The sequence below is a fragment of the Cytobacillus sp. MT66 genome, assembly GCF_058792595.1.
The window spans coordinates 371,975-390,717 of the sequence record NZ_JBXAFB010000002.1 but is presented as its reverse complement, the minus strand read 5'-3'; the positions used below and the strand labels follow the sequence as shown (position 1 = coordinate 390,717).

19 protein-coding genes and 1 riboswitch are annotated in these 18,743 nt (G+C 41.7%); of the genes, 4 read left to right on the top strand and 15 right to left on the bottom strand.

What is annotated here, in order from left to right; genetic code table 11:
• Positions 1-183: 183 nt before the first annotated feature.
• The 3 genes from AC1Q59_RS05260 to bioB all read left to right on the top strand — a co-directional run bounded on the left by AC1Q59_RS05260 (position 184) and on the right by bioB (position 3,278).
• Positions 184-1,503 carry a flavin monoamine oxidase family protein gene (locus tag AC1Q59_RS05260; RefSeq protein WP_492364743.1) on the top strand — a complete coding sequence of 440 codons (1,320 nt, stop codon included), beginning with the start codon at positions 184-186 and terminating at the stop codon, positions 1,501-1,503.
• A gap of 159 nt (positions 1,504-1,662) precedes the next feature.
• Positions 1,663-2,256: a biotin transporter BioY gene (locus AC1Q59_RS05255; RefSeq protein ID WP_492364742.1), complete on the top strand. Its 594-nt coding sequence runs from the start codon at positions 1,663-1,665 to the stop codon at positions 2,254-2,256.
• A 17-nt stretch (positions 2,257-2,273) separates the two neighbouring features.
• Positions 2,274-3,278, top strand: a complete 1,005-nt coding sequence (gene bioB, locus AC1Q59_RS05250) for a biotin synthase BioB (protein WP_492364741.1) — start codon at positions 2,274-2,276, stop codon at positions 3,276-3,278.
• A 75-nt stretch (positions 3,279-3,353) separates the two neighbouring features.
• On the opposite strand, the gene AC1Q59_RS05245 is transcribed toward bioB, so the two are convergent.
• The 5 genes from AC1Q59_RS05245 to AC1Q59_RS05225 form a co-directional block, all read right to left on the bottom strand.
• Complete coding sequence (locus AC1Q59_RS05245; RefSeq protein WP_492364740.1) at positions 3,354-5,015, bottom strand: peptide ABC transporter substrate-binding protein; 1,662 nt, start codon at positions 5,013-5,015, stop codon at positions 3,354-3,356.
• Positions 5,016-5,180: 165 nt separating this feature from the next.
• Positions 5,181-7,322, bottom strand: coding sequence for a YhgE/Pip domain-containing protein (locus AC1Q59_RS05240; RefSeq protein WP_492364881.1), 2,142 nt, complete (start codon positions 7,320-7,322; stop codon positions 5,181-5,183).
• Positions 7,323-7,422: 100 nt separating this feature from the next.
• Positions 7,423-7,605: an H-type small acid-soluble spore protein gene (locus AC1Q59_RS05235; protein ID WP_492364739.1), complete on the bottom strand. Its 183-nt coding sequence runs from the start codon at positions 7,603-7,605 to the stop codon at positions 7,423-7,425.
• Positions 7,606-7,661: 56 nt separating this feature from the next.
• The gene (locus AC1Q59_RS05230; RefSeq protein ID WP_492364738.1) at positions 7,662-8,507 is read right to left on the bottom strand and encodes a hypothetical protein; all 846 of its coding nucleotides are present in this window, start codon (positions 8,505-8,507) and stop codon (positions 7,662-7,664) included.
• Between the two features lie 143 nt (positions 8,508-8,650).
• Positions 8,651-8,863 (bottom strand): cold-shock protein, encoded by a 213-nt coding sequence (locus AC1Q59_RS05225; RefSeq protein ID WP_492364737.1) that lies wholly within the window; start codon positions 8,861-8,863, stop codon positions 8,651-8,653.
• Between the two features lie 284 nt (positions 8,864-9,147).
• Between AC1Q59_RS05225 and AC1Q59_RS05220 the strand changes: the two genes are divergently transcribed.
• On the top strand, positions 9,148-9,435 hold the full coding sequence (locus AC1Q59_RS05220) for a DUF6509 family protein (RefSeq protein ID WP_492364736.1): 288 nt from the start codon (positions 9,148-9,150) through the stop codon (positions 9,433-9,435).
• Positions 9,436-9,467: 32 nt separating this feature from the next.
• Here the strand turns inward: AC1Q59_RS05220 and AC1Q59_RS05215 are convergent, their stop codons facing one another.
• From AC1Q59_RS05215 to AC1Q59_RS05170, 10 genes are all read right to left on the bottom strand, one after another.
• Positions 9,468-9,869 carry a cytosolic protein gene (locus AC1Q59_RS05215; RefSeq protein ID WP_492364735.1) on the bottom strand — a complete coding sequence of 134 codons (402 nt, stop codon included), beginning with the start codon at positions 9,867-9,869 and terminating at the stop codon, positions 9,468-9,470.
• A gap of 101 nt (positions 9,870-9,970) precedes the next feature.
• Positions 9,971-10,171, bottom strand: coding sequence for a cold-shock protein (locus AC1Q59_RS05210; RefSeq protein WP_492364734.1), 201 nt, complete (start codon positions 10,169-10,171; stop codon positions 9,971-9,973).
• A 208-nt stretch (positions 10,172-10,379) separates the two neighbouring features.
• Positions 10,380-10,580, bottom strand: coding sequence for a cold-shock protein (locus AC1Q59_RS05205; RefSeq protein ID WP_492364733.1), 201 nt, complete (start codon positions 10,578-10,580; stop codon positions 10,380-10,382).
• Positions 10,581-11,145: 565 nt separating this feature from the next.
• A complete protein-coding gene (locus AC1Q59_RS05200) occupies positions 11,146-12,528 on the bottom strand; it encodes a cobyrinic acid a,c-diamide synthase CobB (RefSeq protein ID WP_492364732.1) in 1,383 nt (460 codons plus the stop codon).
• Positions 12,510-13,337 (bottom strand): cobalamin-binding protein, encoded by an 828-nt coding sequence (locus AC1Q59_RS05195; protein ID WP_492364731.1) that lies wholly within the window; start codon positions 13,335-13,337, stop codon positions 12,510-12,512. Before AC1Q59_RS05195 ends, AC1Q59_RS05200 begins: the two co-directional genes overlap by 19 nt.
• A gap of 31 nt (positions 13,338-13,368) precedes the next feature.
• Entirely contained in the window at positions 13,369-13,917 is a 549-nt protein-coding gene (locus AC1Q59_RS05190; protein ID WP_492364730.1) for a cob(I)yrinic acid a,c-diamide adenosyltransferase, read from the bottom strand.
• Entirely contained in the window at positions 13,910-15,496 is a 1,587-nt protein-coding gene (locus AC1Q59_RS05185) for a cobyric acid synthase (RefSeq protein ID WP_492364729.1), read from the bottom strand. Before AC1Q59_RS05185 ends, AC1Q59_RS05190 begins: the two co-directional genes overlap by 8 nt.
• Positions 15,493-16,317, bottom strand: coding sequence for a heme ABC transporter ATP-binding protein (locus AC1Q59_RS05180; RefSeq protein WP_492364880.1), 825 nt, complete (start codon positions 16,315-16,317; stop codon positions 15,493-15,495). Before AC1Q59_RS05180 ends, AC1Q59_RS05185 begins: the two co-directional genes overlap by 4 nt.
• On the bottom strand, positions 16,317-17,363 hold the full coding sequence (locus AC1Q59_RS05175) for a FecCD family ABC transporter permease (RefSeq protein WP_492364728.1): 1,047 nt from the start codon (positions 17,361-17,363) through the stop codon (positions 16,317-16,319). The genes AC1Q59_RS05180 and AC1Q59_RS05175 overlap by 1 nt, the downstream gene beginning before the upstream one ends.
• Positions 17,360-18,358: a helical backbone metal receptor gene (locus tag AC1Q59_RS05170; protein ID WP_492364727.1), complete on the bottom strand. Its 999-nt coding sequence runs from the start codon at positions 18,356-18,358 to the stop codon at positions 17,360-17,362. Before AC1Q59_RS05170 ends, AC1Q59_RS05175 begins: the two co-directional genes overlap by 4 nt.
• Before the next feature lie 163 nt (positions 18,359-18,521).
• A riboswitch (cobalamin riboswitch) is annotated at positions 18,522-18,714 on the bottom strand.
• Positions 18,715-18,743: the final 29 nt, after the last annotated feature.

Sequence of the window (18,743 nt, the reverse complement as noted above, 5' to 3'; positions counted from 1 at the left end):
CCTGCCTGCTTTATTTTTTAATTTAAGACCCTGATCTTTAATATTATTTCCTAATATAAAAAAAACTCTTAGCCAATGTCCCCATATATCTCCATTTGAACGAATGATTCCATGCCATAAAGTGTATCCTTCATGTATTACCATTTTTTTAGCATATAGCCTTTATAAAGGTGGGAAATAAAGATGGCTCTTGATCACTTCGATGTCATCATCATTGGTGCAGGATTTGCAGGTATTACAGCAGCAAGAGAGGTTTGCCAAAAAGGTTTTAAACCGCTAATACTTGAAGGAAGGGACCGAATCGGCGGAAGAACTTGGGTGGACAGGCGAATTGGCTGCAATCTTGAACTGGGCGGAGCCTGGATTCATTGGTTTCAGCCTTATGTATGGTCAGAAATTACCCGGTATGGTCTTAAGGTAACAGCTTCACCTAAAGCAGAAAAAGCCTATTGGATGGCTGATGGAAAAAAATACGAAGGCACAGTGGATGAATGGTCTGAAAAGATAAATGACGGACTTACTAAATTTTTGAATGATTCTAAAAGGTATTTTCCCTATCCCTATGAGCCTTTGCGTGAATATGATCGGTTATTAAAAATTGATCACATTTCAGTTTCCGAGAGATTAAATGAATTAAATCTGAATGATGAGGCGTTCGATATTATTTACAGTTTGTGGTCCCTTCATTTTAACAGTTCATTGGAAGAAGCTGCTTTAACCCAGGCTTATCGGCTAGCAGCCTTAGCGGGCCATAATTGGGAGCTCATGCAAGAAACATCATCTGTATATAAATTAGCTGATGGAACGAAAGCACTTATCGAGGCCATATTAAAAGATGCTGAAGGAGCAGATCTGCGACTGTCTGCGATTGTTTCAAAAGTAGAGAAAACTTGCTATGGATATAAAGTAATGACAAAAGATGGATGCGAGTTTTCTGGCAGATCCGTAATCGCAGCCCTACCTTTAAATGTGTTAAACAACATTTTATTTGAGCCGCCTTTGTCAGAAAAAAAGTGTAAAGCTGCTGTTGAAAAACAAACAAGCAAAGGATTTAAATTTTGGGCAAGAGTACGCGGGCCAAGGTGTCCTATTGTTTTAACAGCTCCTGCACACCATAAAATTAATTATGTACAGACTGAAGCAATAAATAAAGATACCAGCATTTTTGTTGGTTTCGGCTGTGACTCGACAAAACTGAATATAAGAAATGCGAAAGAAATAGAAAACGAGCTTCGTACGTTTATACCTGACATCGAAGTGATAGAAACTGCTGGACATGATTGGATGGCTGACCCTCTCTCACAAGGTACTTGGGCAATGCTGAAAAACAAGCAGCTGACAGAATTTCTCGAAGAACTTCAGAGAGGAGAAGTTGGCCTATTTATAGCAGGTTCAGATTACGCTAACGGCTGGGCCGGATTTATCGATGGTGCAATAGAAAGCGGGATATCCGCAGGAAAAAAAGTAACTAAATATCTTCAAGAATTAAGAAGGACCAACTAGCACTGCCACACAGTGCTAATTGGTCCTTAAAAAATTGCTGAAGCAATCTCTATACCGCCTTGATATGTTAACCAAAACAAATTCAAGGTTGACAAATCCCTAAAAATAGATTTATCTTAAAATATAATCTTCTTAAAATCTGAATTTTGGGGGAATCATATGAAAAAATTAAGAGCCATTGACCTAACACTTGCCGGTATGTTTGTCGGACTTATGTGCATAGGTGCAAACATCACTTCAATTGTTCCATTCATGGTGGTCGGCGGTGTCCCAATAACCCTGCAAACATTTTTTGCAATTTTAGCAGGAGCCATCCTTGGCAGCCGATTAGGCGCCATTTCTATGGCCGTGTATGCTTTTGTTGGGTTAGCTGGAGCACCTGTTTTCGCTAAATTTGGCGGAGGAATCGGCCATCTGCTTAGCCCAACTTTCGGTTTCATCATTTCATTTATCTTCACAGCCTATGTAACTGGCAAAATCATTGAGAAGAAAAAAACTGTACCTGTCTACATTACAGCTGCCCTAATCGGGATGGTCATCAATTATTTATTTGGTACAAACTGGATGTATTTTGCTTACAAACTTTGGGCAGCAGCACCGGAGGGCTTTACTTACGGGCTAGCATGGCTGTGGATGGTCCCGCCACTGCCAAAAGATATTCTTCTGGCTATCGGCGCTGGAGTATTGGCACACCGTTTGGAGCACCGTGTATTAGGAAGCAGCCAATTTAGAAAGATGCAAAGATCAGCGTAAAAACGAGGAGGAAAGTCATGAAAAAATGGATGGACCTGGCAGAAAAAGTATTAGAAGGACAAGAATTATCTGACGCAGAAGCACTAAGCATTTTGGACAGCCCTGACGGGGAATTATTGGCACTTCTCCATAGTGCCTACAAAATTCGCCATCATTATTACGGCAATAAAGTGAAGCTGAACATGATTATTAATACAAAATCAGGCCTGTGCCCAGAAAATTGCGGGTATTGCTCACAATCAGCCGTTTCAACAGCCCCAATTGAAAAATACCGCATGATGGATAAGGATTCCATTATGAAGGGTGCTGCTAATGCTCATCAGCTTAATGTTGGCACCTATTGTATCGTTGCCAGCGGCAGAGGACCTTCAAACAAAGAAATTGAAGAAGTAGTCTCCGCGGTTAAGGAAATCAAAGAGCAATATAATATGAAGGTTTGTGCTTGCTTAGGCCTCTTAAAGCCAGAACAGGCAGTCAAATTAAAAGAAGCTGGTGTTGACCGCTATAACCATAACATTAATACATCTGCGAACCATCACGAAAACATCACGACCTCTCATACATACGATGATCGCGTCAATACAGTTGAACTGGTCAAACAAGCAGGAATTTCTCCGTGCTCAGGGGTAATTGTCGGCATGAAAGAAACAAAAGAGGATGTCCTGGCAATGGCTAGAAGCTTAAAAGTCCTTGATGCCGATTCCATTCCAGTAAACTTCCTGCATGCAATTGAGGGTACTCCTCTTGCAGGGACCGATGTGCTTAATCCAAGATATTGCCTAAAAGTTCTTTGCTTAATGCGATTTATCAACCCGACAAAAGAAATCAGAATTTCCGGGGGTCGCGAAGTAAACTTAAGAAGTCTGCAGCCGCTGGGACTCTATGCAGCAAACTCCATTTTTGTCGGCGATTACTTAACAACCGCAGGACAGGAAGAAACCGCAGACCATCAAATGCTGACAGACCTGGGCTTTGAGATTGATTATGTAAGGGAACAAACTGAAGAAACCGCAGTAAATTAACAGATTTCAATAGGAAAAGGTATGTTGCCGGAAGTCCCCAAGAGGAACAAGGCAACATACCTTTTTATTTAGCTATTATTCAAAGTAAGCCCACTTATATTGAACATCGCCAAGACCAGACACGACTACATCTTTTAAGCTTTCATTCTGTACCCAGTTATTAGTGTAGAAGTAAATTGGTGCTACCGGCATATCGTCCATTAATACTGCTTCAGCATCTTTTAGAAGCTGCAAGCGTTTAGCAGGATCCCCTTCCATCGCAGATTTGGCTAGGAGGTCTTGGAATTCCTTGCTTTCCCAGCCTGTATCGTTGTTTCCGCCATCAGCGTCACGATACATTTCTAAGAAGTTGATTGCATCGTTAAAGTCACCTAACCAGCCTAAACGGCCTACTTGATAGTCAAGTGCATGCAGCTTATCAAGGTATACAGCCCATTCTTGGTTGTCAAGATTTACCTCAACGCCAAGGTTTTGTTTCCACATATCCTGGATTGCTTGTGCAATCTTTTGGTGTGCCTCACTTGTGTTGTATGAAAGTGTCACGGCAGGGAATTCAGAAACATCCTTATATCCTAATTCCTCCATACCCTTTTGCAAGTATTCTTTAGCTTTTTCTACGTCGTTATCAGGGAAAAATCCTTGCTCGTTATCAGGAATCATGGAAGGAGGCACGATCGCCATTGCAGGCATTTGGCCGCCTTGTGTAATGTTATCAATGATCTCCTGACGGTTGATTGCATGTGCAAAAGCTTTTCGGATGTTAACATTATTGAATGGTTCAACAGTGGTATTAAACTTATAGTTGTAAATACCGGCAATTGCCTGTGTTTGTAAACGACCGTCATCTTTTAGAGCCTGCATAGCGTCTGTTGGAAGGTTCCCAGTTGGCGCACCAGCCCAGTCAAGCTCGCCATTTTCAAACATAGATAATTCTGTATTCGGATCATTAACCATAATCATTTCGATTGTATCAAGCTTAACAGTATCAGCGTCCCAATATTTCTCGTTTTTCTTCAGAACTACCTTATCGCTATGTGACCACTCTGTCATTACGAAAGGTCCGTTAGATGTGTAGTTATCACCAGCATCTGTTGACCAATCTGGGGTTGCTTCAGCAATTTTGCTGTTGATTGGATAGTAAGTATAGAAAGCTGTCAGCTCTAAGAAATACGGTGTTGGATTTTCAAGAGTTACTTTAAGGGTTTTTTCATCTACTGCTTCCACACCAATATCATCAAGTGATCCTGTACCTGAATTGGCAGCTTCAGCACCCTTGATATAGTAAAGCTGATATGCATATTCTGATTGGTTGTTTGGATCTAATGCCCACTTCCACGCGTAAACGAAATCGTTTGCTGTAACTGGGTCACCGTTTGACCAAACAGCATCGCGAAGAGTAAATGTGTACACCTTTTGGTCGTCAGAAACATCAATTTTTTCTGCGGCAGCTGGCTCTGGCTTTCCGTCAGGACTAATACGTGTTAATCCTTCAAAAGTTTGGTTCAGTACAGCTCCTGAAGTTGTATCCTTGGCTAAACCAGGATGCAGTGCAGGCGGTTCAGTATTGATATTTATACGCAGATTTTGGGCTACTTCTGATTTCTCCTCTTTCTTCTCATTATCAGTCGAACTGCTGCTGTTGCTGTTGCTTGTTGTTTCTTTGTTTCCGCTGCACGCTGCAAGGAACATGCTTAAAACAAGCAACAGGCTGAATAAGATGGATAGTCTTTTCCTCACCCTATGACCCCCTAGTAAGATATTTTACAAAAGATTTTTACAGTTATGTCACACTTGTAACAATAATGTAAATAATCATTTTGTTAAGATAATTATAAATAGTACAAAAATGGAATGCAATAGTCTTTTTAAAATTGAAATAGAAAAAAGCAAACGCTTACAAGCTTAATGGATCAGCTTGCTAGCTTTTGCTTTTCTAACAATTCCTTCTGTTGTGCGGTTAACCAGGCTTTTTAAAGTTAAACCAAGCAGCAGGGCAATCACGGCAAAACAGGACAAATAAAGGAGATCATGCCACACGACATCCCATAAAATGCCTCCCGCAGCTTCTCTCATCATACTGATTGCATAAGTAAAAGGCAGCAGCGGATGGATAACCTGAAAGAATAGCGGCGTTACCTGAATCGGAAAGGTCCCTCCTGAACCGGCCAGCTGCAGAACGAGAAGGACAATCGCTGCTGCTTTGCCGACATTTCCAAATACCGAAACCAAGGTATATACAATCAGCATGAACACACTGCTTAACAGCATGCCAAATATGATAAACCAGCCTTTATCTGCGACATATGTGCCAATTAAAAAGATATTTCCGAAGGTAACAAACAGTGATTGCAAAACGGCGAGTGTCAAGAAGGTTAAAAAGCGGCCAATATAAATTTCATTGCTTTTATAGCCCATTTGCCCGTTATGGACTTCTACTGTTAGAAGCGATACCAATAAAAGCGCTCCCACCCATAAGGAGAGGGTTGTAAAAAACGGAGACATGGCAGATCCGTAATTTGGAATCGGAAATAACCTAATTTCCTTCAATAAAACGGGTTCAGCGAAAAATTCTGCTTCTTTTTCTGCATTATTTTTTAGTAGATCAATTAGTTGATCGAGCGATCCTTCTGCCTCCAGCCTCCTAATGGCATCAGCAAGCTTTTTTATTTTTGATTCTATTGCTGGAAGTCTATTCACTGCTTTTGCAAGTTCCCTGCTGCCAAAAGCTGCGCCTTTTTGAGCATCACTTAGCATTTTCTGGATATGGGGGATTTCATTTCCTGCATCCTGTATCGTTCCGGCTGCTTTTCCAGCTGTACTCTTCATTTTTTCCAAGCCTTGCTGCACCTGCGGAATTATTTGACTGTCATAATTGTTAATAATAGCTGCTAAAAGTTTACTTATCCTCCCAGACAATTCATTTAGCCTATTGGCTAAATCTAGCTGGGCATTTTCTCCTTGATCGATTTTTACCTTCATTTGATTGACAATGGAGAGCTGCTGGCTAAGGATGTCTTTCACTCCATTTGAATTACCGACAGCAAACCCCAGCCTGTTTTCCCCTGCAAGCTCATTCATTTTTTCTAAGAGAGCTGTCAGGTTCTCAACTGCACTAACCTCCCTTGATAGCCTGCCAGATGTTTGGTCAAGAGCCTCTCTGACAACCGTGGGGTCCATATTCACATCTAAAACCATCCCGCTTAGGAGCTGTGTTCTTGCTCCCGTCTCCCGCAAGAATATGAAATCACTTTTGATGCTTAGTGCAGCTTGTACGAAAGCATTTGACCCTTTCTCTGTCCAATCCTTTACACCTGCTGCAAAATCTTGATATTTCTTTGCCCTTGCTGAGATTTCTGTAAGGTTATTTTGTGCTCTCGAAATGATTTCTTCTGCTATCGCCATATCTTCTTCCAGCGTACGAATGATTTGTCTTACTTCTGGAATCATTCCCTCGATTTTTAAAATTAAATGAGTACTTTCTTCAATAGAGGGTCTTTGTGCCTCCAGCTCCGTCCCAATCTCATTAAGAATTTCAAAAATTGTTCCGTTTGCCGTCTTGATAAAATTATTTGTAACTCTTGCGACAATTGTGCTAGCTCCTTTTTCTGTAATTTTCGGGGCGATGGCATTTAATTTTTCATTCACATGGTAGATAATTTCAGCCTTTATTGGGTTATCCGATAATACAGTGCCTATTTTTCTAGAAAAATCCGCAGGAATAAAAATACTTGCATAATACCTCCCATGCTTGACCCCATCCAGTGCTTCATCACGATCGGTAAATACCCAGCCAATATTCCTGTTTTCTTTCAGCGATTGTATGATTTCATAGCCAATATTAATGGAGTGGTCTCTAATTTCTGTACCCACATCCTCATTCACCACAGCTACCTGAAGATTACCCGTTTGCCCGTAGGGATCCCATGAAGCTTTAATATTAAACCATGCATATAGGGATGGCAGAAAGGCAAGGCCCAGAATAACAATCATTGCAGCCCAATTGCCAACAATGTTCTTTAAATCTGTCTGATAGATGTTAAACACATGCCGCAAACCAAACCCTCCCAAATCTTTTCCAATAAAAGAGGGGCCAGCTCCCACAATCCTAATGATATGTTGTGAGAGGCTGCCCCCCTTTGCAGTCTTATTCCATTTCCTGAAGTTCATCAATATCAACAGTACTTCTTTCCTCAAGTGGTCCCCGCAAATGGACGGTAGCTGTCTTCCCGTCCTCACTTAATTGGTCAATCCAAACAGATGCACCGTTGTACTTTACTTCAATGTCTGCGGATGAGGATATAATTTGCTTGACTCGTTTAACATCCATTCCCTTCACTCCCTAATTTTGATCATTTTATTTTTTGCTGACAGAAAGAAATTATGCTAAGAAACACTGCCTGCATTATCAGGAAAAAAATAGCGGTCCATTCGATAAACAGCAAGTATGATGATAACCAGCAGCAATGCATGTGCTGGTATGACGCCTACTCCCTTAAGATAAAGAAATTCAGCCTTGAACATAATCCATAAAAAGCATAGATCAAACAAGAAAAAAATAACAATGGTCTTTAGTTTAGACGAATACTGAACCATTAATGTCAGCACGAAAGTATAGGTTCCTGAAATAAGAATATCTAAGACAAGATGATCCACGTGATTATTTGAAAACCACCCGACAGAATACCAATATGTTTTAAAAATCATCGCAAATAAAAATGATGCAGTGTTAAATAGTACCGTGAATAACATAAATAAGGTTGTGAATCTTACATACACTGGCGGATTGTCCAAAAGCTTTCTCCACCATTTCACGAAGAAAGATCCAGCGAAAAGTATAGCCATCGTATATATGGTATGCCACCAATTATGCTCATAGAGACCTAGGAAAAGAAAAAGTTCCTCAATAATGGCTATGCCAATAATAATAAAAATAACTCTGCTGGTTTTTAATTGATAAGCAGCGATTGTCATCATCACACTTGGGATAAAAAAGCCCTGGGAAAAAAGGGATCCAAGGATATCGTCTGCCCATCGGTCCTTTAATACAAGCGGATAATACGTGTATGCATGAAATAAAATCAAAATAAAAAACTCGAAAATAAATGAAAGTCCGGCAATTAAAAAATATACGGCCAAGTTCCTTCCAAAATAATGTTTTCTTTTATATGTAAGAAATACCAGTAAGTAACTAATCAGCAGCAATGAAAGAAACCAAACTAAATTTTCCAAGGACCCTCACTTCCACTTACCCTTTTTTATATTTTGTGCCACTAAAAACTTAATATACCCAGAAACTTAAAGGATACTGGCAAGCTAATACGGTTAAAAAATGGCAATAAAAAAAGGAGGCAATATGCCCCCTTTAAATTTATTTAATGGTGTGAGTAAATACTGTTATTGTTAACGACCTGCAATTCTTTCGTAGTTTCTCTCATTTCACTTTTGCAAATCGGACAGGTAGGTGTTTCACTGCTTTTAAAATTGTCTCTCACCCAGCAATTGCATGTTTCTGAGGTGCATTCCCAAACTTTGACCTCTTCCATCTTAACTTCTTCCATATTTTTTCTTCCAAAGCCCATTGCCATTATGACACCCCCTAAAAAAATAAAAATCACTTGTTAACGACGACCAATAAGCCAACACCGGATAACAAGTGAATCATAAATAGACAAACTGATTTCAATAATTAGTATAACATATTTTCCCTAATGAGTCAAAACAGGTTTTGAGCGGTGTTTTTGAAACATTTCTTATCTTATTTTTTAGAAATTTTTTCCGAAAAGACGTAATACTATGCCATTATTACGGGAAAGGTGTATAATGGTTCAGTTAATAGGTACTACGTGATGAAAAGGAAGGATGAATCTTCATGAACATTACTGGCTATTCTGTTGAAAAATTAAAGGACCCAACAGGAATCCTAACGGGAGAACGTTTTGAATATATTTTAGACCTTGATATCGATGAAGAGGATGAATTATATTCTGAAAATGGTGTTGGCCTTCGGGTATTATTTTATAAAAATGGCGACGACTCCAAGATCTTAAATTATTACTTTCTTTCATCAGACCAAATATTAGAGTTTGCCCTAGAAGATCAAGAAGAAAAGGAAATTGAAAAATTTTGCAATGAACATACAGCTGATGCTGAGGAATAAAGGCAGGAAAGAGCAGAATATCTGCTCTTTTATTATGCCTGTACCTCTTTGCCATCTTCTGCAATATGAAACATGAGATGTGCAAGGTGATGGATTGGCGTATATTCTTCCTCTTCCTCCCCCTCAAGATCCTCATCATGAAATTCCATATCGTTTAAATACAGGGCAGCAAACTGATAGAAATCACTTAGTTCAAAGGCATAGCAGGCACTTGGATCTTCATTTTCTTCCTCATATTGAAGGACCATATACCATTCCTTATCCTCCCCGTCTACCGCATCGAAAAAGATAAAAAAGCCGATATTGGTATCCAGTTCAAAAAGGTGCCTTGTCCCGCCTTCTGTGGCACGCTCAAAATCTTCTTCATTCAGTTTCTTTACTTTCATTGATTCAACTGAATCCTCACTATGAAATTTGACAGTAAACTCCTTCATTCATGTATCCCCCTTCTCAACTGTTATAAAAAAATCACTTCTATTATTCCCATATTCCCAAAAAAACAAATAAAGAGCCAAAAACCTGGCTCTTTATACTACTATGGTTTTGTGACATTTACAGCTTGAGGTCCGCGCTGGCCCTCTTCTATATCAAAATTAACTTCTTGTCCTTCTTCAAGGGTTTTGAAGCCTTCGCCTTGGATAGCTGAGTAGTGTACGAACACATCGTCTCCGCCTTCAACCTCAATAAATCCAAAGCCTTTTTCTGAGTTAAACCATTTTACTTTACCTGTTGCCATTTTAATCCTCCTAAATTTCAATCACTGAAAACAAAATTTTATTACCCTGCTTGCTTAATATGGGTAATTATTTAGGATTTTATCCAAAATGCGTGATCGTAATACATCTAAAAAGAAGATTTAATTTTTTTATTTTTAATGGACGGTGTCGACTGTGCAAAAAAAAAGCGGTGCACGCTAAGCATGCACCACCTTTTTTTATTTATTATTAAGCTTTTGAAACGTTAGAAGCTTGAGGTCCGCGGTTTCCTTCAACGATTTCAAAAGTAACTGCTTCGCCTTCTTCTAAAGTTTTGAAGCCGTCTGTTTGAATAGCGCTGAAATGTACGAATACATCCTGGCCCTCAGAAGATTCGATAAATCCAAAGCCTTTTTCTGCATTAAACCATTTTACTTTACCTGTGTTCATTTTACATACCTCCGAAAATTTTGTTCACTATATGTTTGAATATATACACCAAAAATAAAAGGCCGCAGCACGCATAAATTGCGGAATAAACATAGTCCACAATTCACTGCAGCTACGACCACTTATTCATTAAAAATATATAACGAACATTAAGCGTTAAATATAACTATACATGACTTTACTGTTTTTGTAAATCATTATTTTTAATTATTGCCCTAACCAATGAAAGCCCTGCCTCTCTTTCATCTTTACGGCTCCTAGGCCGCGCCACTCGGATTAGGAATTGCGCATTCCCTTTTTTTGTACATGTCTAATTTGAACTTTTTGAAAGAGTTGAAGTAACATGACTGAAGAATTCAAGCGGTTTATTATTGAAGATGTTGTTAAGAAGAAATTCAACACAAATATAATGCTGGTCCACACAATTAGTTCTTAAAATAAAAAACTTGCCTTGCTCATGTTTTTAAGAACACGCAATTATTTATTATACGCTAATAGATTATAAAATACAAGGCCCTGCAGAAATTTCCAGCAGAGCCTCGATTTTATTCTTTTCATACTCCTTTTAATCAAAATGCATACGATCTTTGTATTGGACACACTGGTCTACCCAGCGCTTTGCCACCTTTGGATTGGAGGCAAAGTGAATATGGGTAAAACCGGCTACGAGATTCCCCTTTAGGAATCCCTCCTCCTTCTCCCCGCGCAATCCGCTAGTCCTATAGCTTGAAGGGAAATTTTCCGATGGTTCAAAAATGGAATAATGGAATTCATGTCCTCTTGCGTGATCATCAGGATCTAGCAGAAAATTCCCATTCGCTCCGAAAATTTCCCGATAGCCAAGTGCTGCAAGCCTAGACTGCATTTTCACCTTGCCGGGAACAACCCCCACAAGCGGGTATACCTCTCCCCCAACTGTTTCGATCGTTTCTGTTAAAAAGATAAATCCCCCGCACTCTGCCAACACCGGCATCCCGCTCTCAACAGCCTTGTGAACCGATGCATGCACATCCTTTTGTACTGATAGCTCCGATGCAAATTCTTCTGGAAACCCGCCGCCAAGATACAGGCCGTGTACACCTAAAGGAACTTTTTCCCCTCTTAGTGGAGAGAAATAAACAATCTCTGCTCCATAATGCTCTAAAAGCTCCAAATTTTCTGGGTAGTAAAAATGAAAAGCTTTATCTTTCGCCACTGCGATACGTACCCTTTTCTCAGTCTCCGGCAAACCAAATAATGGGTTTTGCTTATGAAGAGGCTCCTTGTTCATCAAGGCATAAAGCACATCCAAATGAAAACATTGCTGAATTGTTTCAGAAAGCTTTTGAAAAAACGGCTGCAGCTCTCCGCGTTCAATTGCCGGCACGAGGCCAAGGTGCCGTTCTGGCATATGAAGGTCTTCATCCTTTATTAAATAGCCTACCACCGGGATCTCGCATTCTTTCTCAACAGCTTGGCGTATAAGCTCATAATGTCCCTTGCTGCCAACCCGGTTTGCAACCACCCCGCAAAGACGAATACGCGGGGAAAGCTTTTGAAAACCTTTTACTATTGCCGCTGCACTTCTGGCCATCCCTCCGCAATCAACTACCAGCAGAACAGGTGTGTTGGTAATTTCAGCAATTTCGGCTGCGCTGCCGGTATCGGATAGTGGATCCTTTCCATCAAATAAGCCCATGACACCTTCAATGATTGCGATATCTGCCTCTTTGACTCCACGCGTAAAAATTTCTTGCACAGCAGGAGCCCCGCACATCCAGCTGTCTAAATTCCGCGCAGCTCTCCCAGTTACTGCAGACTGAAAGGTCGGATCAATATAATCTGGGCCGCATTTAAACCCTTGGACGGTATACCCAAGCGCTTTATAAGCAGCCATTAGACCAATCGCTACAGTTGTCTTTCCAGCACCACTGCCCGTACCGGCAACCATTATTCTGCGTGCTGACATAGCCATTCCTCTGCTTTCTTAGCATCAAATGCAGGAAAAATATCAGGATGAAGCAAGGCTCCAAGCCTTTGCAGTCCAAGTAATAGCCGGGGAGAAGGCCGGCAATAGAGCGATTCTTCCATCACATAGATCCGATTGTTTTTTAATGCATCCATTTCTGGCCAGCCCGGACGCTTTTTTAGCAGCTCCGGTTTCATCATTTGTTCCTTTACCCCAACCCATGCCATCAAAATATAACCAGGATCGCGCTTCATTACATCCTCCCAATTCGTTTTCACGCTTGCCCTGCCGTCATCAGCGAATACATTTCGTCCACCTGCCAAGGCACTGATTTCCGTCAGCCAATTTTCCCCTCCAGGAGTAAATACAGGTTTCGGCCACCATTCCCAATATAGGGAAGGCTTTTCCTGAACTTTAACGGACAGCATTGAAAACTTCTCCAGGAACCCTTTATATTTAAGATACGCCTTGTTTGCCAGTATCTCTTGCCCAGTTGCTTCACCAACTGCAAGCAAATCGTCTCCTATTTCTTCCAGATTATTTGGATTAAGAATTATAAATGGCAAGCCTCGCTCCTCTAAACGGTCTATATTTTTCTCCATTCCCGGAACAGACAGTGATGCGACAATTAAATCTGGTTTTAAAGCTTCAACTGCATCCATATTAATGTCTAAATCTGGACCAAGCCTAGGAAGCATATTTACTTCCTCCGGCCAGTCGGAATAGTTATCAACTCCGACAATATTTCTGGCAAGACCCATAAAACCAAGTATTTCTGTATTACTGGGACAAAGTGATACAATTCTCATAAATAACAAAACTCCTCTTTATTTTATGGTTCTACATTTCTATTCCCATCACGGCTGAGATCCCCTCGTCATAATAATGCTTATGGACTTTCACCTCTGATACTAAGTCAGCAGCTTCAATGACCTGAACCTTGGCATTGCGTCCTGTAAGAACTAAATGCATGCCATGCGGACGCTTTTTAATAAGTTCAAGCACTTCAGTCAGCGGCAGCACATCTTCAATAGGGAACCTGTCGATAGAGAGCGCGTTATTTATTTCATCAAGAATGACTAAATCATGCTCGCCAGCCATCACTCGCTCTTTTGTATAAGTCCATGCTGATTGAAGTGCCTTTCTGTGCTCTTCAGGTGTTTTTGTCCAGGTAAAGCCGATTCCCTTTTGCACCATCTCGATGCCAAGCCTATCAAAGACAAGCTTTTCTCCATATGTACGTTGAGGAGATTTTATGAATTGAATAATTAACACCCTCATCCCCCTGCCAATCGCACGTACAGCTAGACCAATGGCCGCGGTTGTTTTCCCCTTGCCATCACCTGTATAAATGAGGGTTAACCCCCGTTCCTTACTAGGCTTATTCATCCTTTACTCCTCCTGTTATCAGCGAATAGATTTTCTCCATATCTACATGCTTGGCAAAATGCTCTGCCAATCGATCAAAGGATTTCTCCCTCAAATCTTGAAATGCTATTGCTTTCTCTTTAATCGGCAAGCCTTTTTGTCCGCGAAGTTTATTCAGCCATTGTCTGCGGAATTCATCATTATGCATCACGCCATGGATATATGTCCCCCAGACTTTTCCATTCATAGTCAGTGCACCATCTGAATAGACGGGCTCATGTAGAAAATGATCCTTTACAATGCGAAAAGGCTGATGAATCTTCTGGGTAAAACTCGATTGCCCCATATGTATTTCATACCCGTTAATTGACACGGGTGCGGATAAAAAGCCACCCTCTGCTGTACCCTTTACCCTCACCGTTCTTTTCTCAGATGTAAAGACGGTCTCCATCGGGAAAAACCCAAGTCCTGCTAATTCTCTTTGACCTGACTCAACATGATCAGGATCCAGCAAACGTTCTCCCATCATTTGATAGCCGCCGCAAATGCCAGCCAAACTGCCGCCATGCTGAACATGCTCCATTAGGCGATCTGCTATTCCCGACTTACGTAAGAACAGCAAATCTTCTGCCGTGTTTTTACTTCCAGGAAGAATGACTGCATCAGGATTGCCAAAATCAAAGGCGGTATCAATCCATCGAATAAGTACATCTGGTTCATGGAGAAGCGGATCAATATCCGTAAAATTTGAAATGCGCGGCAAACGGATCACCGCGATATCCACGCACTTCGTTCTATCTCCTTCATTCCGGCTGCCGATAAATTTTGCATTTAACGAAGCTGAGTCCTCATCCTCCAGCTGCAAATTAGGCAAATATGGTACAACCCCAAGGACAGGCTTGCCTATACGCTCTTCAAGCCAATCAATCCCGGGTTGAAGAAGTGACACATCCCCGCGGAATTTATTGATAATAATCCCCTTGATGCGTTCGCGTTCTTGCGGTTCCAATATGTCAAGGGTGCCAACAATTGAAGCAAAGACCCCGCCGCGATCAATATCAGCTACTAATATGACAGGTGCATCCGCCCAGAGGGCTAGCCGCATATTAACAATATCGCGGTCTTTAAGGTTAATTTCTGCCGGGCTTCCTGCTCCCTCAATAACCACCACATCATTTTCCGCCCGGAGACGTGCTAACGCATCCTTGACAATTGTTTCAGCCATGGGAAGATACTCTTCCCGATAGGACCTTGCATCCAGTTCCTTAAATGGCTTGCCGTGGACGACCACTTGGGAACTCATATCCTGTGATGGCTTTAATAAAATTGGATTCATATCTGTTGTTGCCGCTATTGCGCAAGCATCTGCCTGCATACCCTGTGCCCGGCCAATTTCCTTGCCATCTACCGTTACATAAGAATTGAGAGACATATTTTGTGATTTAAACGGTGCCACCTTACATCCATCCTGTACGAGAATTCGGCAAAGTGCGGCAGCCATCAGACTCTTCCCAACATCTGAGGAGGTCCCTTGAAACATAATGGTTCTTGCCCTTTTCATTGGATTAGCATTCATTGAAACTTCCAGCTTTCTAGTCATGCAAAACCTTCTTCCCTTTCCTCCATGGGAGCAGTTCTTCTTCCTATGAAACTGCTCTGTAAAATAATTTGCGGGACATGATAAACAGGATGCCAAAGCACAGCTGGAGATGTTCCGTAAACCTGTTCAATTAAGCCAGCCTGAAGGATTCCTTCCGGAGGTCCTTCCTTTATTACTCGGCCATTATGCAGAAGCAGCAGACGATCACAATACAGTGCAGCAAGATTGAGATCATGAAGCACGGCAATGACGGTCATCTTCTCATCCAGCTGCCACTCCCGTATCCTATCCATCAGGTGAATCTGGTGTCCGATATCAAGATAGGTCGTCGGTTCATCAAGCATGAGGAGCTTAGGCTTCTGGGCCATCGTTTTCCCAAGTGCAACACGCTGGCGTTCACCGCCGCTTAATTGTTCAAGATGGCGATCGCTCAAATGGCTCAAACCCATTTTTTCCAGAATCGTGTCAATAAGAGATTGATATTCATCCTTTTCTTGTCCAAGCCAATTTTGAAAAGGATATCTGCCCATCTCGACCACCTCACGCACAGTATATCCAACAGGAGGCAATGATTCCTGCTGTAAAACGGCAAGCCATTTGGCCAATTCTTTTCTTGGATACTTTCGGATTGGCTTCCCGTTAACGTTAATACGGCCTGAAGTTACATCCTCAATCCCGGATAGAAGCTTCAAAAGAGTGGATTTCCCGCTCCCATTGGGACCGATAATCCCTAAACATTCACCTCGCCGAACAGAAAAACTAATTTCATCAAGCACCGTTCTACCTTCATACACCATATGTACATTTTCCGCTTGGATAATCATCCATTTCCCCCCGCTGTCATTTGTTTATTTCTTCTAAGCAGGTACGCAAAGAACGGCGCACCAAGAAAAGCCGTTACGACACCAAGCGGTATTTCCGTGGGACTAAGCAATGTACGGGCAAGCGTATCCGCCCAGAGCACATAAATAGCTCCAACAATCGCAGACAGTGGAATCAGCATTCTATAATCTGGCCCAACCATGAGCCGCACCAAATGCGGTACGACAAGACCGACAAATCCGATTGTTCCGACAATAGAAACCGCAGCAGCCGTAATTAATGTTGACACGATCAAAATGATTAAGCGTGTCCGCTGAATATTCACCCCTAAGTGGGCAGCCTGCCTTTCCCCAAGAGCAAATAAATTTAATGTCCTGCCATAGGAAATAAGCACGGCAAAACCAATAGCTAAATATGGCAAAAGCACAAAGGTAAAGGACCAGCCCCGTAGAGCTAAACTTCCCATCAGCCAGAAAACAATCTCATTCACCACTTGATCTGACATTGAGACCATAAAAGAAACTAGCGAACCAAGGAAGGCAGAAACAACTACGCCTGATAAAATTATAGTCTCCAGCCGATATTTACCATGGATGTTGGCCAGCCTGAGAACGGCCAGCAGACTAATAAGACCTGTTAGAAATGCAACAAGCGGAATCGTCCAAACACCGAGTAGTGCCGTATGAAAACCAAATAATATGATAAAAGCTGCTCCGACCGCAGCCCCAGATGAAACGCCCAATGTGTAAGGGTCAGCAAGCGGATTCCTTAGAACGCCTTGAAATCCTGCACCTGCAAGGGAAAGACAAGCTCCAGCAAGGATGGCAAGAATGACCCTTGGAAGGCGAACCTTAAGGATAATTTGTTCGGTTGATTGAGCCCAGTCAGCGGTAATACTGTTTTTTATCACCGGCACTTGATGTAATAACACGCCCCATACTTGAGATACTGCCAGATTCGCAGAACCAAGAGAAACACTAATAATCACCGAAAGAAGGAGGAGAACCACGCTTACTCCCCCCCATATTGCTAATTTCCTTTTCATTGCTTGTACAATTCAGGGTATATGGACTCGGCAATATTTTTAAGTGCTTCGGTGATGCGCGGGCCAGGGCGCGATACAATATCCCCATCTATAGCATGCAAACGGCCTTCCTGTATAGCTGTAATCTTCTCCCAGCCGCTCCTGGATGTGATTAGCTCATCAATACTCTTGCCTGTCTTATCATCGACTCGGCCAGCTGTATACAAAATCACCTCTGGGTTATCCTGGATCACCTTTTCTTCATCAATGGCATTCCAGCCTTCAGTATCTGAGGCAATGTTCAGCCCGCCAGCCATAGTGATTAGTTCATCCATAAATTCTCCCTTACCCACTGTCCAGCCTGGAGAAAATTCAATATATACTTTCTTTTTATCCTCTTGCTTTAGGCCAGCTGCTTTTTCTTTTACATATTGGATATCTTCCTTCATTTGTGCGACTAACGCTTCCGCTTCCCTTTGTTTATCGGTCATTTTGCCGATCTGAAGGATATTATTTAATACATCCTCAACCTTTTTTGGCTCTGTTTTGTACAATTTTAAATCAAGACCGCGGAACTTTTCGGCTATGTCCCCCTTCATCGAAATTCCGCCAATGACAAGATCTGGCTCAGCTGCAATGATAGCCTCTTCATTTGGCTTTGTTACCCCACCCACTTTTGGCTTTGCCAAAGCCTCTTTTGGATAGTTATCATAATCCGAAACACCATAAATTTTGTCCCCCAATCCTAAAGCAAATAGGATTTCAGTTTCAGATGGGGATGTTGATACGATGCGCTCAGGTGCTTTATCAAATGTCAGCTCCGCTCCTGTAGCATCTTTAATCGTAAGGGGGTACACAGTTGCCATATGTGTTTTTTCTTCACTTGAACGATCTTTTCCTGGTGTTTGCGCTTCATTTTGGACCTCGCTGCCATTAACCGGTTTCTCCCCCTGTCCGCAGGCGGATAGCCCCAAAATCATTGTCATCATTAAAAAACTCGCGAAAATCTTCTTCATTTCTGCTCCTCTTCCTTTCTCTGATATGAGATGAGCTTGAAACTAGCAATCTTCCACACGAAAAAAGCCTTGCTTCCGTAACGGAAGCAAGGCATGCAAAAATCAGATTAACAGATTAAAAAGATTAATCCTCATTATGCCGATCCTTTTCCGCGAAGGACTTCGTTGGCAAGCATAATAGGCAGGTTTCCTGGCTTACGGGTATAGCGACATCCTCTCCTTCCCATTCCTTTTCCCAAAGAACAGTGGATTGCGAGGAAATCCCCGATATACAGTGGCGGGACCGCGCCGGATTTACACCGGCTTCCCTTTTAACCTTATCCTAAAGATAAGGCACCTATCAGCTATAAGATTCAATTGGTCAAGCTTGTATTCTCATCTAGCA

What these genes read in the sequence shown, in the direction of transcription:
- AC1Q59_RS05260 (WP_492364743.1), top strand. Translation starts at nt 184, where the DNA reads ATGGCTCTTGATCACTTCGATGTCATCATCATTGGTGCAGGATTTGCA.
- AC1Q59_RS05255 (WP_492364742.1), top strand. Translation starts at nt 1,663, where the DNA reads ATGAAAAAATTAAGAGCCATTGACCTAACACTTGCCGGTATGTTTGTC.
- bioB (WP_492364741.1), top strand. Translation starts at nt 2,274, where the DNA reads ATGAAAAAATGGATGGACCTGGCAGAAAAAGTATTAGAAGGACAAGAA.
- AC1Q59_RS05235 (WP_492364739.1), bottom strand. Translation starts at nt 7,605, where the DNA reads ATGGATGTTAAACGAGTCAAGCAAATTATATCCTCATCCGCAGACATT.
- AC1Q59_RS05225 (WP_492364737.1), bottom strand. Translation starts at nt 8,863, where the DNA reads ATGGCAATGGGCTTTGGAAGAAAAAATATGGAAGAAGTTAAGATGGAA.
- AC1Q59_RS05220 (WP_492364736.1), top strand. Translation starts at nt 9,148, where the DNA reads ATGAACATTACTGGCTATTCTGTTGAAAAATTAAAGGACCCAACAGGA.
- AC1Q59_RS05215 (WP_492364735.1), bottom strand. Translation starts at nt 9,869, where the DNA reads ATGAAGGAGTTTACTGTCAAATTTCATAGTGAGGATTCAGTTGAATCA.
- AC1Q59_RS05210 (WP_492364734.1), bottom strand. Translation starts at nt 10,171, where the DNA reads ATGGCAACAGGTAAAGTAAAATGGTTTAACTCAGAAAAAGGCTTTGGA.
- AC1Q59_RS05205 (WP_492364733.1), bottom strand. Translation starts at nt 10,580, where the DNA reads ATGAACACAGGTAAAGTAAAATGGTTTAATGCAGAAAAAGGCTTTGGA.
- AC1Q59_RS05200 (WP_492364732.1), bottom strand. Translation starts at nt 12,528, where the DNA reads ATGTCAGCACGCAGAATAATGGTTGCCGGTACGGGCAGTGGTGCTGGA.
- AC1Q59_RS05195 (WP_492364731.1), bottom strand. Translation starts at nt 13,337, where the DNA reads ATGAGAATTGTATCACTTTGTCCCAGTAATACAGAAATACTTGGTTTT.
- AC1Q59_RS05190 (WP_492364730.1), bottom strand. Translation starts at nt 13,917, where the DNA reads ATGAATAAGCCTAGTAAGGAACGGGGGTTAACCCTCATTTATACAGGT.
- AC1Q59_RS05185 (WP_492364729.1), bottom strand. Translation starts at nt 15,496, where the DNA reads ATGACTAGAAAGCTGGAAGTTTCAATGAATGCTAATCCAATGAAAAGG.
- AC1Q59_RS05175 (WP_492364728.1), bottom strand. Translation starts at nt 17,363, where the DNA reads ATGAAAAGGAAATTAGCAATATGGGGGGGAGTAAGCGTGGTTCTCCTC.
- AC1Q59_RS05170 (WP_492364727.1), bottom strand. Translation starts at nt 18,358, where the DNA reads ATGAAGAAGATTTTCGCGAGTTTTTTAATGATGACAATGATTTTGGGG.